Raw genomic sequence first — 15994 nt, forward strand, 5'->3', positions numbered from 1 at the left:
GTTAATCGGGACAAAATCGGTCAAGAATTTATTAGTGAAACAGAAATAAAATAAAAAGGAAAAATAAAAATGTATACCTACCCTATGCGCATTCATTACCATCGCAAGAATGGTGAATATGACACTTGCTCTTTTGTAAAAAGCCAGGATCAACGAATTGATTTACTAACTTACCAAGAAGATTATTTTGGTGCCTTATTTAGCTTTGAACACCCAAGTGTTCATCCCTTAGAAAGCTTGAATTTTGTGGTTCATACCGGCCAAATCAGTAAAGAATATGCTATCCGTTTTAATCACTATCCCCTCTTAACAGAGGTCTGGATTTTGGAAGGCGATGATCGGATTTATTACTCTGAAAATCCTGCTATTGCCAGTCCTTTCTATAAAAATCAAAATCCTTTTGCCTTTGATAAGGCCATTAACAGCGCTAGTTTTGACCATCATTGGGGTTACCAAGGGGAATTGGGTTGCCATGTAGAGGACAATCAGGCTCATTTTTCCCTCTGGTCACCAACAGCGACAGCAGTACAGGTTGTGGTTTATGAATCAGCTACTAATGATGCACCTGTTTGGAAGACTTTTGATATGGAGAGAGGCAATCGCTACTCTTATAACCATAAGGACAATACTATTGGTGTCTGGAGTTTGGATGTTGAGGAAGATTTGACTGGTAAGGCTTATCAGTATCAAGTCCAATTCCCTCATCACGAAACACTGACACGTGATCCTTATACAATAGCGACCAGCCCTGATGGCAAACGTTCTGCTATTCTGAGCCATGCAGAAAAACAAGTCGAAAATTTCGAGGTCAAGCATGGTTCTGATGCTGCTTGGCGTTTGGAAAATCCATGTAAGGCAGTTATTTGTGAAATGCATATTCGTGATTTGACCCAATCACCGACCTCAGGTGTGGATGAACATCTTCGAGGAACGTTCTTGGGTGCTGCTCAGACTGGAACGGTTAACCAGTACGGTCAGTCAACTGCTTTTGATCATATCAAGAAGTTGGGCTACAATTATGTTCAGTTGCAACCAATTGCAGACCGTCACAAAGAATACGATGAGGACGGGAATGTAACCTACAACTGGGGTTATGATCCACAAAACTATAACGCACCAGAAACTAGTTTTTCAACTAATCCAGATGATCCAGCTCAGGTCATTCGTGATTTGAAGACCATGGTTCAAGCTTACCACGATGCGGGTATTGGTGTCATTATGGATGTGGTCTATAACCATACCTTTTCAGTTGTTGATGCACCTTTCCAAACAACTGTCCCTGATTACTATTATCGTATGAATCCAGACGGTACCTTCCAGAATGGAACGGGTGTTGGAAATGAAACAGCCAGTGAACACGAAATGTTTCGCAAGTATATGATTGATTCTCTTCTATACTGGGTGCAGGAATACAATATTGACGGATTCCGTTTTGACTTGATGGGGATTCATGATGTCAAGACCATGCAGATGATTCGTCAGAGTTTGGATGAAATTGACCCTAACATTATCCTCTATGGAGAAGGTTGGGATATGGGAACAGGTCTTGCCCCTTATGATAAGGCTAAGAAAGACAACGCCTACGAAATGCCAAACATTGGTTTCTTTAATGACAATCAGCGTGATGCTGTCAAAGGTGGAGAAGTTTACGGTGCAATTAAATCAGGTTTTGTCAGTGGTGCTGCGACAGAGCCAATTCTAGCTAAAGCAATCCTAGGAAGTCGTGAATTAGGAACCTATACACATCCAAATCAGGTGCTTAACTATGTAGAAGCCCATGACAATTACAATCTTCACGATTTATTGGCAACTCTTCATCCAGACCAAAGTTCAGAACAAATCATGCGCAAGGTTGAGACAGCCACAGCCATGAATCTGCTCATGCAAGGAATGGCCTTTATGGAAATCGGTCAAGAATTTGGTCGTACCAAACTGGTTGCGACTGGTGAGAATGGTGAGTTGACCCATGATGATAGAGAGCGTGCGATGAATAGCTATAATGCTCCTGACAGTGTGAACCAAGTCAACTGGGATTTGATCAATGAGCGTCAAGATAGTATTGAGTTTATCCGTCAAGTCATCCGATTGAAGACAAAAACTGGTGCCTTTTCTTACTCTAGCTATGATGAAATTTACCATCATGTCTTTGTGCATTCTGCGATTGAACATAGCGGCTGCCTTATCTATGAAGTTCATGGGAAAGAACACCTCTTGGTTGTTGTGAATGCTAAATCCGAACCCTATCAGTTTGAGAATGCAGGAAATTTAGCCATGTTGGTAACCAATAGTCGTTCAAAAGAAGATAATGTTTTAGATGATATTAGTCTAGCCGTCTTGAGTGTTTTATAAAGACCATCTATCTCGCTATTCTAACACATTATTGGAAGTGAACGAATAGAAAGAGCTTAGCTAACAACTCACTTGTATAGAAAAGTTGATAAATATTTTCATCAAATGTGTAAAATCAGGAAATTGTTTTCCTGGTTTTATTTTTTTGCTATAAAACAATAATAATCATAGAAAAAATCCGAACTTTTTGGTATTATAGTAGAGAAAAGAAAGGCGTTTTCACATTTTTTTGAAAAAATATTGCTTTACAATTGAACGAGAAAGTGAACTTTTTGTAGATTTTCAAAATAATTTTAAATAAGTATAGTAATTTACTTGAATCTTCTCTAAAAAGGTAGTATAATAAAAACATAGAAAACGCTTACAGAAAAGAGGGGGTATTATGGATAAAAGAGAAGCTTTGCGCACCTTTATGACAGGAGAGAATTTTCACCTTCAGCATTATCTAGGAGCACATAAAGAGCAAGTGAATGGAGAGTATGGCTATACTTTCCGTGTTTGGGCACCTAATGCTCAGGCTGTCCACTTGGTGGGGGATTTTACCAACTGGATTGAGGGTCAGATTCCAATGGTAAGAAATGACTTTGGGGTCTGGGAAGTCTTTACCAATATGGCTCAAGAAGGGCATATTTACAAATATCATGTCACACGTCAAAATGGTCATCAACTGATGAAGATTGACCCTTTTGCTGTCAGATATGAGGCGCGTCCAGGAACAGGGGCAATCGTAACAGAGCTTCCTGAGAAGAAATGGAGGGATGGACTTTGGCTGGCACGAAGAAAACGTTGGGGCTTTGCTGAACGTCCTGTCAATATCTATGAAGTTCACGCTGGCTCATGGAAAAGAAATCCTGATGGTAGTCCTTATAGTTTTGCCCAGCTCAAGGATGAACTCATTCCTTATCTCGTTGAAATGAACTATACTCATATTGAGTTTATGCCCTTGATGTCCCACCCTTTGGGGTTGAGTTGGGGTTATCAGCTTATGGGTTACTTCGCTTTAGAGCATGCTTATGGTAGACCAGAGGAGTTTCAAGATTTTGTCGAGGAGTGTCATATCCATAATATTGGGGTTATCGTAGACTGGGTACCAGGTCACTTTACCATCAATGATGATGCCTTAGCCTATTATGATGGGACACCGACTTTTGAGTACCAAGACCATAATAAGGCTCATAACTATGGTTGGGGCGCTCTCAATTTTGACCTTGGAAAAAATGAAGTCCAGTCCTTCTTGATTTCTTGTATTAAGCATTGGATCGATGTCTATCATTTGGATGGTATTCGTGTGGATGCTGTTAGCAACATGCTCTATTTGGACTATGATGATGCTCCATGGACACCTAACAAAGATGGGGGAAATCTCAACTATGAAGGTTATTATTTCCTTCAACGCTTGAATGACATTATTAAGTTAGAATATCCAGATGTGATGATGATTGCAGAAGAAAGTTCGTCTGCAACCAAGATTACGGGAATGAAAGAGCTTGGTGGTCTAGGATTTGACTACAAATGGAATATGGGCTGGATGAATGATATCCTCCGTTTCTACGAAGAAGACCCAATTTACCGTAAGTATGACTTTAATTTGGTGACTTTCAGCTTTATGTATGTTTTCAATGAAAACTATCTCTTACCATTCTCGCACGATGAAGTGGTTCATGGCAAGAAGAGTATGATGCATAAGATGTGGGGAGATCGTTACAATCAATTTGCAGGTTTGCGCAATCTCTACACTTACCAAATTTGTCACCCTGGTAAGAAATTGCTCTTCATGGGTAGCGAATATGGTCAATTCCTAGAATGGAAATCTGAAGAACAGTTGGAATGGTCTAACCTAGAAGACCCAATGAATGCTAAGATGAAGTATTTCACTTCTCAGCTAAACCAGTTTTACAAAGACAACCGCTGTTTGTGGGAAATTGATACCAGCTATGATGGTATTGAAATCATTGATGCGGATAATCGAGACCAGAGTGTTCTTTCCTTCATCCGTAAGGGTAAGAAGGGCGACATGCTAGTCTGCGTCTTTAATATGGCACCTGTTGAACGAAAAGATTTTACAATCGGTCTGCCTGTTGCAGGGATTTATGAAGAAGTCTGGAATACTGAGTTAGAAGAGTGGGGAGGCGTTTGGAAAGAACATAATCAAACTGTTCAAACGCAAGAAGGACTATGGAAAGATTATGAGCAGACCTTAACCTTTACCCTACCGGCTATGGGGGCTAGTGTCTGGAAAATCAAACGTCGCTTGAAATCTGCAAAAACCGTCACAAGTAAAAACCAAAAAGGAGTAGAAAATGAAGAATGAAATGTTAGCTTTGATTCTTGCTGGTGGGCAAGGAACTCGTCTCGGTAAACTCACTCAAAGCATCGCAAAACCAGCTGTGCAATTTGGTGGGCGCTACCGTATCATTGACTTTGCCCTTTCAAACTGTGCCAACTCAGGGATTCACAATGTTGGAGTCATTACACAGTACCAGCCACTTGCTCTCAACAATCATATTGGGAATGGTTCAAGCTGGGGACTAGATGGTATTAATTCTGGTGTTTCTATTCTCCAACCTTATTCTGCCAGTGAAGGAAATCGTTGGTTTGAGGGGACTAGTCACGCTATTTACCAAAATATCGACTATATCGACAGTGTCAATCCTGAGTATGTCTTGATTTTGTCTGGGGATCACATCTACAAAATGGACTATGATGATATGCTCCAGTCTCATAAGGATAATAATGCCAGCTTGACAGTAGCAGTTTTAGACGTCCCTCTTAAAGAAGCAAGCCGTTTTGGTATCATGAATACTGATGCCAACAATCGTATTGTTGAATTTGAAGAAAAACCAGCTCAACCTAAATCTACAAAAGCTTCTATGGGAATCTACATTTTTGATTGGCAACGCCTTCGTAATATGTTAGTCGCTGCTGAAAAGAGCAATGTAGATATGTCAGACTTTGGTAAAAATGTCATTCCAAATTACCTTGAGTCAGGTGAAAGTGTTTATGCTTACGAATTTAGTGGTTATTGGAAAGACGTCGGTACGATTGAGTCACTTTGGGAAGCGAACATGGAGTACATTTCTCCAGAAAATGCCTTGGATAGCCGTAACCGTCAATGGAAGATTTACTCAAGAAACTTGATTTCACCACCAAACTTCCTCGGTGCAAATGCTGATGTGGAAGACTCATTAGTTGTAGACGGATGTTTCGTTGATGGAACTGTTAAACATTCTATCCTTTCAACAGGCGCGCAAGTTCGCGAAGGAGCGGAAGTTGTTGATTCAGTTATCATGAGTGGAGCTATCATTGGTCAAGGAGCTAAGATTAAACGTGCCATTATTGGTGAAGGTGCGATTATTTCTGACGGTGTCGAAATTGATGGAACAGATGAAGTACAAGTTGTAGGATATAATGAAGTAGTGGGGGTAGCAACAGATGAAGATTGATAAATATTCTGCCATTTTAGGAAATACAGTTGGTTTTCATGATATGTCGACATTGACGGACCACCGTCCAGTAGCAAGTTTGCCATTTGGTGGGAAATATCGTTTGATTGACTTCCCGCTTTCTAGTCTTGCTAATGCAGGTGTTCGTAGTGTCTTTGGTATTTTCCAGCAGGATAATATCAGCTCAGTCTTTGACCATATTCGTTCAGGACGCGAGTGGGGCTTATCAACCCTTCTTAGCCATTACTATCTAGGAATTTACAATACCCGTGTAGAAAGTAGCACAGTTGGAAAAGAGTACTACCAGCAGCTTCTCACTTATTTGAAACGTTCTGGGTCAAACCAAACAGTTTCACTCAACTGTGATGTTTTGATTAACATTGATTTGAACCAAGTTTTCCACCTACATAGTACAACAAAAGGGCCTATCACTGTAGTTTATAAAAAACTAGCTAAGAAAGATATTTCAGAAGTAAATGCAATCTTAGAAGTGGATGAAACAGACCATGTTCGTTCTCATAAACTCTTTGATAGCAAGTCAGCAGCTGAAACGTTCAATATGTCTACAGATATCTTTGTCGTTGATACACCTTGGTTGATTGAACGCTTGGAAGAAGAAGCTAAAAAAGAACATCCAGAGAAGTTGCGTTATGTTTTACGGGATTTGGCTGCAAAAGAGGGAGCTTTCGCCTACGAGTATACAGGCTACCTTGCAAATATTCATTCTGTAGAGTCTTATTACCAAGCTAATAAAGATATGCTTGAATCACAGAAATTCTATTCTCTCTTCTCACCAAATCAAAAGATTTATACAAAGGTCAAAAACGAAGAACCAACTTATTATGCTAATACATCTAAAGTAAGCACTTCTCAGTTTGCGTCTGGTAGTATCATTGAAGGTCAAGTGGCTAATTCTGTTCTATCACGTAATATTCATGTCCATAAGGATAGCTTGGTTAAAGATAGCCTACTCTTCCCTCGTGTTGTTATTGGAGAAGGTGCTCAGATCGAATATGCTATCTTGGACAAGGGTGTTGAAGTTGAGCCTGGTGTTGTGATTCGAGGAACTGCAGAACATCCAGTTGTCGTTAAGAAAGGTAGCAAAGTAACAGAGGATATTCATTCATGAAAATTTTATTTGTAGCAGCAGAGGGTGCACCCTTTTCAAAAACAGGTGGTCTGGGAGACGTCATTGGCGCTCTTCCTAAATCACTGGTAAAAGCGGGACATGAAGTTGCAGTGATTTTACCCTACTATGACATGGTAGAGTCTAAATTTGGAAATCAGATTGAAGATGTGCTTCATTTTGAGGTGAGTGTTGGTTGGCGCAGACAGTATTGTGGGATTAAGAAAACCGTCTTAAACGGTGTAACCTTCTACTTTATTGACAGCCAATATTATTTCTTCCGTGGTCATGTTTACGGTGATTTTGATGATGGGGAACGTTTCGCTTTCTTCCAACTGGCTGCCATTGAGGCTATGGAAAGGATTGACTTCATTCCTGACCTTCTCCATGTTCATGACTACCATACAGCTATGATTCCTTTCTTGTTAAAGGAAAAATACCGTTGGATTCAAGCCTATCAAGGAATAAAAACTGTTTTAACCATTCATAATTTGGAATTTCAAGGACAATTTTCAGAAGGAATGTTATGGGATTTGTTTGGAGTCGGCTTTGAACGTTATGCTGATGGTACCCTTCGCTGGAACAACTGTCTGAACTGGATGAAGGCTGGTATTCTTTATGCTGACCGTGTTTCAACCGTTTCACCTAGCTATGCTCATGAAATTATGACCAGTCAGTTCGGATGTAACTTGGATCAGATTCTTCGAATGGAATCTGGCAAGGTGTCTGGTATCGTGAACGGGATTGATGCTGATCTGTATAATCCTCAGACGGATGTCCTTTTAGACTATCATTTTAATCAGGAAGATTTGTCTGGGAAAGCCCAAAACAAGGCAAAATTACAAGAAAGAGTTGGCTTGCCAGTTAGAGCTGACGTTCCACTGGTGGGAATTGTTTCTCGTTTGACACGTCAAAAAGGTTTTGATGTGGTGGTAGAAAGTCTGCACCATATCTTGCAAGAAGATGTCCAGATTGTTCTTTTGGGAACTGGAGATCCAGCCTTTGAAGGAGCTTTCTCATGGTTTGCTCAGATTTACCCAGACAAGCTATCAGCAAATATCACTTTTGATGTCAAACTAGCTCAAGAAATCTACGCTGCTTGCGACCTCTTCCTCATGCCAAGTCGTTTTGAACCGTGTGGCTTGTCTCAAATGATGGCGATGCGTTACGGAACCTTGCCATTGGTTCATGAAGTTGGTGGCTTGCGAGATACTGTTCGAGCCTTTAATCCAATTGAAGGAAGCGGTACTGGCTTTAGCTTTGACAACCTATCTCCTTATTGGTTAAATTGGACTTTCCAAACAGCTTTGGACTTGTATAGAAATCATCCAGACGTATGGAGAAATCTACAAAAACAAGCTATGGAGTGTGATTTCTCATGGGATACAGCCTGCAAGTCATATCTTGACTTGTACCATAGTTTAGTTAACTAATAGATAAAATCGTATGATGACTTCATACGATTTTTGGGCTGTTTAGAGAGGAGAACTGATGTCTCAAGTAAAAGGCTTGTGTGTTATGGATGTGGATGGAACCTTAATCCTAGAAGAAGTGATTGATTTTTTGGGAAGAGAGGTAAGTCGTGAGGAGGAAATTTCGCAGATTACAAGTCAGGCAATGCGAGGAGAGATAGACTTTGAAAGCAGTTTACGAAAAAGAGTGTCCTTCTTGGAAGGTCTTCCTATTTCGGTCTTTGATAAAGTTTTCAACTCAATTCATCTATCGCCAAATGTTCAAGAATTCATCTCTATTCTCCAAAAGAATGGCATCCTAGTTGGTCTGGTGTCAGGTGGATTTACACCAATAGTTGAAAGATTAGCAAAATCCCTCGACATTGCCTATTTCTCTGCCAACCAACTTGAAGTAAAAAGTGGCTTTCTAACAGGAAAATTAGTTGGACAAATTATCAGTCCCCAGATCAAAAAAGAGACTCTGGAAAAATGGAGAGAGAAACTAAAACTTCCTAAAGAAAGAACGATTGCAATCGGTGATGGGGCCAATGATTTATTGATGTTGAAGTCAGCGGGACTAGGAATCGCCTTTTGTGCAAAAGAAGTACTCAAAAAAGAAATACCAAATCATGTTGACAAGAGGGATTTTTTAGAAGTTCTACCTTTGATTGACTGTTTAGAATGAGGGAAAATATGAAGATTGTAATTGCACCAGATTCGTTTAAGGAAAGCTTGTCTGCTCAACAGGTGGCTGAAGCTATTAAAAGAGGTTTCCAACAATCGATAGCAGATGTAGAATATCTCCTCTGCCCTGTTGGTGATGGGGGAGAAGGTACTGTAGATGCTATCCGACATTCTCTTGACCTAGAAGAAAAATGGATCCAAGTGACAGGCCCTTTTGGCCAAAAAGAAGCCATGCGCTATTTTCAAAAAGGGAAACTGGCACTATTTGAAGTTGCTGATTTGGTTGGCCTTGGAAAAATTCCGATAGAGAAACGAAATCCACTTCAAATCCAAACTCGTGGTATCGGAGAGTTGATTCGCCATCTCATTGCTCAAGGGATTAAAGAAATCTATATCGGCGTTGGTGGCACGGCCAGTAATGACGGAGGAATTGGGATCGCTGCTGGTTTAGGTTATCGATTTTATGATAAGGATGGAAATGTCTTGCCTGCATGCGGTCAATCCTTACTAAAATTAGCTTCTGTTTCAACAGAAAATCGCTATGAACTTCCTGAAGATGTGCAAATTCATATTTTAGCAGATGTTGTGAGTCCCTTATGTGGTCATCAAGGTGCGACCTACATTTTTGGCAAACAAAAAGGCCTACAACCTACTATGTTTGCAGTCGTAGATCAAGCGATCCAAGATTTTTATGAAAAAGTCTCACCTGCAACATTAGAAATTAAAGGAGCAGGAGCTGGTGGAGGCCTTGCTGCTGGTTTGTGTGCCTTTGCTCAGGCAAATATCGTGTCTGGAATTGATACCTGTTTAGATTTGATTGATTTTGATAAGAAAGTTGCATATGCTGACTTGGTTATCGTCGGCGAAGGTAGACTGGACAGTCAAAGCTTTGCTGGGAAAGCGCCGATAGGCGTAGCAAAAAGAACCCCTGTCGGAGTTCCTGTCATTGCTATTTGTGGTAGTCTTGCTGAAGATTTACCTTCCCTACCATTTGAAAATATTCAAGCTGCCTTTTCAATTTTGGAGAAAAGTGAATCTTTAGAAGAGAGTTTGAAAAATGCCAGTCTCTATCTGGAGCGCACGGCTGCCAATATTGGGCACTTATTAAATATGCACAAGATTTAGCCAAACCATTTCTTCCAGAAGGATGTTTTGACTGGTTCTTCCTTTTGAACTTCCCAAAGTTTTGCAAAAGCAAGTCGAAGGTCCTTTTCTTCTACTTGTACTGGTGTATCGGTATGGATAATCAGTCCAAAAGGAGAAGAAGTGTGCTCTTCAGATACTATGGTAGCTTGGCTATCAGTTTCTTTTGCTTCTTTTAAGTAGAAAACTTGTTTGTCAAATTCGATAGTTGGTGAAATCTTCACAAATAGTGGCTCTGCTTTTTCTTGAAGATTTTCTAAAATAGATAAAAAACCTTTTTCTAGCTGAGGGCTATTTGCTGTGTCAATATCTGCATATCCAAGAACTCTTTCCTCAAAGGTACCAAGATAGCGTCTTTGCTCATCCGGATTTAATTTTGGCCCACCATGAGCTTTTTCAAGTAATTGTTTTGATAAATCTGTCATGAAAACAGTATATCATAAAAGTTAGAATAAAACAGACAAAAGAAAGCGATTACTTTATAAAGTTAAGGAAAATTTGCACAAAGATAACGTTTTTTCTTGAAAAAGGTGGGTTTTTAAGGTATTATAGAGGTGTAAAAAATTTAACTCATAAGGAGAGTAAAAAATGTCAATTATTACTGATGTTTACGCTCGCGAAGTCCTAGACTCACGCGGTAACCCAACACTTGAAGTAGAAGTTTACACTGAATCAGGTGCTTTCGGACGTGGTATGGTTCCATCAGGAGCTTCTACTGGTGAACACGAAGCAGTTGAACTTCGCGACGGTGACAAATCTCGTTACGGTGGTCTTGGTACACAAAAAGCTGTTGACAACGTAAACAACATCATTGCTGAAGCTATCATTGGCTACGATGTACGTGATCAACAAGCTATCGACCGTGCTATGATCGCTCTTGACGGTACTCCTAACAAAGGTAAATTGGGTGCAAACGCAATCCTTGGTGTGTCTATCGCTGTAGCTCGTGCTGCTGCTGACTACCTTGAAATCCCACTTTACAGCTACCTAGGTGGATTCAACACTAAAGTTCTTCCAACTCCAATGATGAATATCATCAACGGTGGTTCTCACTCTGACGCTCCAATCGCTTTCCAAGAATTCATGATCGTACCTGCTGGTGCGCCATCATTTAAAGAAGCTCTTCGTTGGGGTGCTGAAATCTTCCATGCTCTTAAGAAAATCCTTAAATCTCGTGGTTTGGAAACAGCCGTAGGTGACGAAGGTGGATTCGCTCCTCGTTTTGAAGGAACTGAAGACGGAGTTGAAACTATCCTTGCTGCTATCGAAGCTGCTGGATATGTTCCTGGTAAAGACGTATTTATCGGATTTGACTGTGCTTCATCAGAATTCTACGATAAAGAACGTAAAGTTTACGACTACACTAAATTTGAAGGTGAAGGAGCAGCTGTACGTACTGCTGCAGAACAAATCGACTACCTTGAAGAATTGGTAAACAAATACCCAATCATCACTATCGAAGATGGTATGGATGAAAATGACTGGGACGGTTGGAAAGCTCTTACTGAACGTCTTGGTGGTAAAGTTCAATTGGTTGGTGACGACTTCTTCGTAACAAACACTTCTTACCTTGAAAAAGGTATTGCAGAAGGTGCTGCTAACTCAATCCTTATCAAAGTTAACCAAATCGGTACTCTTACTGAAACATTCGACGCTATCGAAATGGCGAAAGAAGCTGGTTACACTGCCGTTGTATCACACCGTTCAGGTGAAACTGAAGATTCAACAATCGCTGACATCGCAGTTGCAACTAACGCAGGACAAATCAAGACTGGTTCACTTTCACGTACAGACCGTATCGCTAAATACAACCAATTGCTTCGCATCGAAGACCAACTTGGTGAAGTAGCTGAATACCGTGGATTGAAATCATTCTACAACCTTAAGAAATAATCATTGATTTAACAACGTTTCTAGCCCCTCGGATTTTATCCGAAGGGCTATTTTTGTATTTAGGGGGCAAAACTTTTTAAAAAATCTTTTTCATAACTTTATCCAGTACATTGATTGCTTCATCTTTCATGTTCTTTGTGACGTGGGTATAGATGGAATTAGTAACATCAGAATCAGAATGTCCAACCCTATCCATGATTGTTTTTAGCGGAATTTTATTTTCAGCTAAAATGCTAATAGTTGTATGTCTGAAGATGTGAGGGGACAGATGTTTGGGAATTGGTTTTTTAAGGCGTTCGTTTGCTCGCTGGAGAGACTTGCTTAGAATTGAACTGTGGATTGGCTTACCAGTGTTTGTGACGAATATACGAGTGCTCTTGTACCAATTTGGGTCAGTATTTTCACTGAGCTGGTTCAGTTCAACCATTTTGTCTAGTATCTCAATCTCTCTCTTTGTGAGGTGAGTTGTTCTGAAGCTGGCAAAAGTCTTAGTTCCATCATCATCTGGAATGTATCGATTGAATGTTGTATGGATGTCTAATGTCTTGCTATCTTTATGATATTTGTTTAACGTAAGAGCAGCCAATATCTCCAAACAATTGAGGAGGATAGAAGTTTGATTAGTAGCTGACTAGTCCTTGTGTTATCTTGCTATATTGTGCGGAAATATTTCTATGTACAAGGTTCTAATTCTTATATTTTTGACAATAATATAAGAAAATAGTATACTAAATAGACAGTCATTGATTGTAGTGATAACAGTTAGGAGAAAATAGTGTTAAAACGTATTTTAAATATAGCATTAGCTTATGTCGGTGTTGTTATTGGTGCTGGACTATCTTCAGGCCAAGATTTAATGCAATACTTTGTTAGTTTTGGTAAATGGGGTATCATTGGAACGATTGTTCTTGGAATCATAAGTATTATTTTTGGTAAAATTATCATTACCTTAGGAAGCTATTTCCGTTCAAATGATCATTTTGAAGTTCTTTCCCAAATTGCCGGGCCTATTACTAATAAGATTCTTGATTTTGCTTTAATTGTTTCCTGCTTTGTAATTGGTTTTGTTATGATTGCAGGAGCTGGTTCAAATCTTAACCAACAATTTGGTTTGCCATTTTGGTTGGGAGGATTGATTTGTGCTATCTTGGTCATTATTGTCAGTTTTCTTAATTTTGAAAAGATTACCAGCGTTCTTGGGATATTTACTCCTTTGGTCTTTGTCATGATTATCATTATGGCAGTCCATACGTTCGTAGGGAAAAGTTTTGATTTTGAAGAGTTAGAAGCAATCACAGCTACACTTTCTTCTCCAATGCCCAATGTATGGGTTTCTTTACTAAATTATTTCGCACTAACTGTTATGACTGGTGTATCCATGGCATTTGTCTTAGGAGGTTCTGTCATGAGAATTGGTGTTGCGGAAAAAAGTGGTCTCTTAGGTGGACTTGTAGTTAGTTTGATTATTACCGTAGCAACTGGTATTTTATACGCCAATATAAAACTTGTTTCAACTGTTGATATTCCTATGTTAACAATTGCGGAGCAAATTCATCCTCTATTTTCTTTACTGTATGCTCTAATTATTTTTGGACTCATTTTTAATACAGCTTTCAGTTTATTTTATGCCTTGGCAAAACGTTTCTCTTCCAACAAACCTAAGCGCTTTTACCCTATTCTAATTGCTACGGTCGCTATAGGATATGGTTTATCTTTTATGGGATTTAAAGAATTAGTCTCCATTATGTATCCTCTTTTAGGTTATGTCGGTTGTCTAATGCTGGTCATTTTAGCAGTGGCATGGATAAAAGAAAGAGGAAACATCAAAGGGGAAAAATCTTTAAGACGAAAGATGATTCGATTGATAACCAAAAAATATGACGATGAACAAGAATATACTATTAAAGATAAAGCGACATTTCACCAACTAGGTGAAGATTCTATTATAGATACTAAAAGTATCAAAAGTGATATCAAGGATTTGGTTAAAGAACAGTTTGTTGATGATAATACAGAGCATAATGAAAATGTCTTATCTTAAATGATAAAAAATCTTTAAAATCAGAAAAGTGCATGTTATCAGGTGTCAAAAACACTTGATAAGATGCCTTTTATTATAGAGATATTCATCCTCTTTAAAAATTTCTTCAAACCATGTCAGTCTAATCTACAAATTCAAAACAGTGTCTTGAGCTGACCGCGTTAGTTTGATCTGTAACCTCAAAGTCCTGCTTTAAGCAAGCTGTAGCTAGCTTTCTAGTTTGCTATTTGATTTTGATTGAGTATTATTTCATATTCTCTTAAAAATTGAGTTTTTTCCATCCTTAGCTGAACTGACTTTTGAAGTATTTTCATATTCAGATTAGTAGACAATGAACATTAACTCATCTACTTGCTAGTAGCTAGTCAGACAAAGACTGATTTATATATGGGGAAATATTCTTTCAAGTGAGTTTTATCTTTATCCGAAACTAGAAAATAGCAATAATATCTACGAACTATATTCCATCGTGTGGAGGAGAGAGACTAATTTGGATGATTAAGAACAACCTACTAGTAAAAAATAGATCATTTTTTAATATGAGATAAAAACCGATATTAAAAGCAATTTATTTCTATTTTTTAACATTTCATTGTATAATAGCAATATACGCAAATATCATGTGTCATCAGGTTAATACTCTTAGAAAATCTTTTTAAACCATGTTAGGCTAATATACAGACTCAAAACAATGTCGTGAGTAGCCTGCGTCTAGTTTCCTAGTTTACGCTTTGATTTTCATCGAGAATAACCTTTCTATTTCAATTTTAAGGAGAAAATACAGAGTGAAAAAAATAATGCTAATTATCAATCCAACTTCTGGAGGAGAAAAAGCTTTAGATTACAAAGAGAAGCTGGAGAATAAAGCAAGAGAGTATTTTGATGATGTGGAAACTAAAATTACTCAAAAAGCTAAAGATGCTACAAATTTCGCAGAAGAAGCTGCTAGAGAAAGATATGAATCAATTCTAGTTTTTGGTGGAGATGGTACGGTCAATGAAGTTATTTCAGGGATTGCTGAAAGGGACTATATTCCTAAACTGGGAATTATACCAGGTGGTACTGGTAACCTGATTACAAAACTTTTAGAAATCAATCAAGATATTGACGGAGCTATTGAAGAACTAGATTTCAATTTAACTGATAAGATTGATATCGGAAAAGCAAATGGTCACTATTTTGGATATATCTTTAGTATCGGGTCTCTCCCTGAAGCCATTCATAATGTTGAAATTGAAGATAAAACGAAATTTGGTATCTTGGCTTATGCAGTTAATACCATGAAGTCTGTCATGACAGATCAAGTCTTTAACATTAAAGTTGAAACCGAAAATGGAAATTACCTTGGGGAAGCAAGTCATGTTTTAGTACTTCTAACAAATTATTTTGCAGATAAAAAAATCTTTGAAGAAAACAAGGATGGATATGCAAATATTCTAATTTTGAAAGATGCTTCTATATTCTCTAAATTATCTTTGATTCCGGATTTGTTAAAAGGAGATCTTGTAGAGAATGAAAATATTGAATATATAAAGGCACGTACTATTAAAATTTCTTCTGATATCGAATTAGAGTCGGATGTTGATGGCGATAAATCAGATAATCTACCAGTCGACATCAAGGTACTAGGACAACACATTGAAGTGTATTCCGTACCTAAGAAACAATCATAAAACTCAAAGCCTTGTTACCGAGGCTTTTTTCATTATGTGATTTTCAGTAGGCAGATTTATTCTATCTATAATACAAGTAAAATTAAGTATTTAAGATCTAGCAGATTTAGCAGATGATGAATAAAAGAAAGGATGGCCTAAATATTTTAACAGATTTACGAGACTAATCATGGTATAATATAGGGTAATGA

The 15994-nt window shown here is 38.5% G+C and carries 12 protein-coding genes; 10 read left to right on the forward strand and 2 right to left on the reverse strand.

What is annotated here, in order from left to right; translation table 11 throughout:
* Positions 1–69: 69 nt before the first annotated feature.
* The 7 genes from pulA (at position 70) to HT698_RS07265 (ending at position 10178) form a co-directional block, all read left to right on the forward strand.
* Complete coding sequence (gene pulA / locus HT698_RS07235) at positions 70–2349, forward strand: type I pullulanase (protein WP_050971579.1); 2280 nt, start codon at positions 70–72, stop codon at positions 2347–2349.
* A 382-nt stretch (positions 2350–2731) separates the two neighbouring features.
* Positions 2732–4660 (forward strand): 1,4-alpha-glucan branching protein GlgB, encoded by a 1929-nt coding sequence (glgB, locus tag HT698_RS07240; RefSeq protein WP_173217848.1) that lies wholly within the window; start codon positions 2732–2734, stop codon positions 4658–4660.
* Entirely contained in the window at positions 4650–5792 is a 1143-nt protein-coding gene (locus HT698_RS07245) for a glucose-1-phosphate adenylyltransferase (RefSeq protein ID WP_000787253.1), read from the forward strand. Before glgB ends, HT698_RS07245 begins: the two co-directional genes overlap by 11 nt.
* Positions 5782–6921: a glucose-1-phosphate adenylyltransferase subunit GlgD gene (gene glgD / locus HT698_RS07250; RefSeq protein ID WP_173217850.1), complete on the forward strand. Its 1140-nt coding sequence runs from the start codon at positions 5782–5784 to the stop codon at positions 6919–6921. Before HT698_RS07245 ends, glgD begins: the two co-directional genes overlap by 11 nt.
* Positions 6918–8351 carry a glycogen synthase GlgA gene (glgA, locus tag HT698_RS07255; RefSeq protein WP_173217852.1) on the forward strand — a complete coding sequence of 478 codons (1434 nt, stop codon included), beginning with the start codon at positions 6918–6920 and terminating at the stop codon, positions 8349–8351. The genes glgD and glgA overlap by 4 nt, the downstream gene beginning before the upstream one ends.
* Positions 8352–8409: 58 nt before the next feature.
* Positions 8410–9054, forward strand: coding sequence for a phosphoserine phosphatase SerB (gene serB, locus HT698_RS07260; RefSeq protein ID WP_173217854.1), 645 nt, complete (start codon positions 8410–8412; stop codon positions 9052–9054).
* An 8-nt stretch (positions 9055–9062) separates the two neighbouring features.
* A complete protein-coding gene (locus HT698_RS07265; RefSeq protein ID WP_173217856.1) occupies positions 9063–10178 on the forward strand; it encodes a glycerate kinase in 1116 nt (371 codons plus the stop codon).
* On the opposite strand, the gene HT698_RS07270 is transcribed toward HT698_RS07265, so the two are convergent.
* Positions 10175–10621 carry a DUF1694 domain-containing protein gene (locus HT698_RS07270; RefSeq protein WP_173217858.1) on the reverse strand — a complete coding sequence of 149 codons (447 nt, stop codon included), beginning with the start codon at positions 10619–10621 and terminating at the stop codon, positions 10175–10177. The genes HT698_RS07265 and HT698_RS07270 overlap by 4 nt on opposite strands.
* A 163-nt stretch (positions 10622–10784) precedes the next feature.
* Between HT698_RS07270 and eno the strand changes: the two genes are divergently transcribed.
* Positions 10785–12089 (forward strand): surface-displayed alpha-enolase, encoded by a 1305-nt coding sequence (eno, locus tag HT698_RS07275; protein ID WP_000022821.1) that lies wholly within the window; start codon positions 10785–10787, stop codon positions 12087–12089.
* A 76-nt stretch (positions 12090–12165) separates the two neighbouring features.
* Here the strand turns inward: eno and HT698_RS07280 are convergent, their stop codons facing one another.
* Complete coding sequence (locus HT698_RS07280; RefSeq protein WP_173217860.1) at positions 12166–12675, reverse strand: tyrosine-type recombinase/integrase; 510 nt, start codon at positions 12673–12675, stop codon at positions 12166–12168.
* 189 nt (positions 12676–12864) lie between these two features.
* On the opposite strand from HT698_RS07280, the gene HT698_RS07285 reads away from it, so the two are divergent.
* On the forward strand, positions 12865–14130 hold the full coding sequence (locus HT698_RS07285; RefSeq protein WP_173217862.1) for a hypothetical protein: 1266 nt from the start codon (positions 12865–12867) through the stop codon (positions 14128–14130).
* Positions 14131–14915: 785 nt separating this feature from the next.
* Positions 14916–15803: a diacylglycerol kinase family protein gene (locus HT698_RS07290; RefSeq protein ID WP_050253051.1), complete on the forward strand. Its 888-nt coding sequence runs from the start codon at positions 14916–14918 to the stop codon at positions 15801–15803.
* Positions 15804–15994: the final 191 nt, after the last annotated feature.

The organism is Streptococcus sp. 3109, from assembly GCF_013276905.1.
Taxonomy (GTDB): domain Bacteria; phylum Bacillota; class Bacilli; order Lactobacillales; family Streptococcaceae; genus Streptococcus.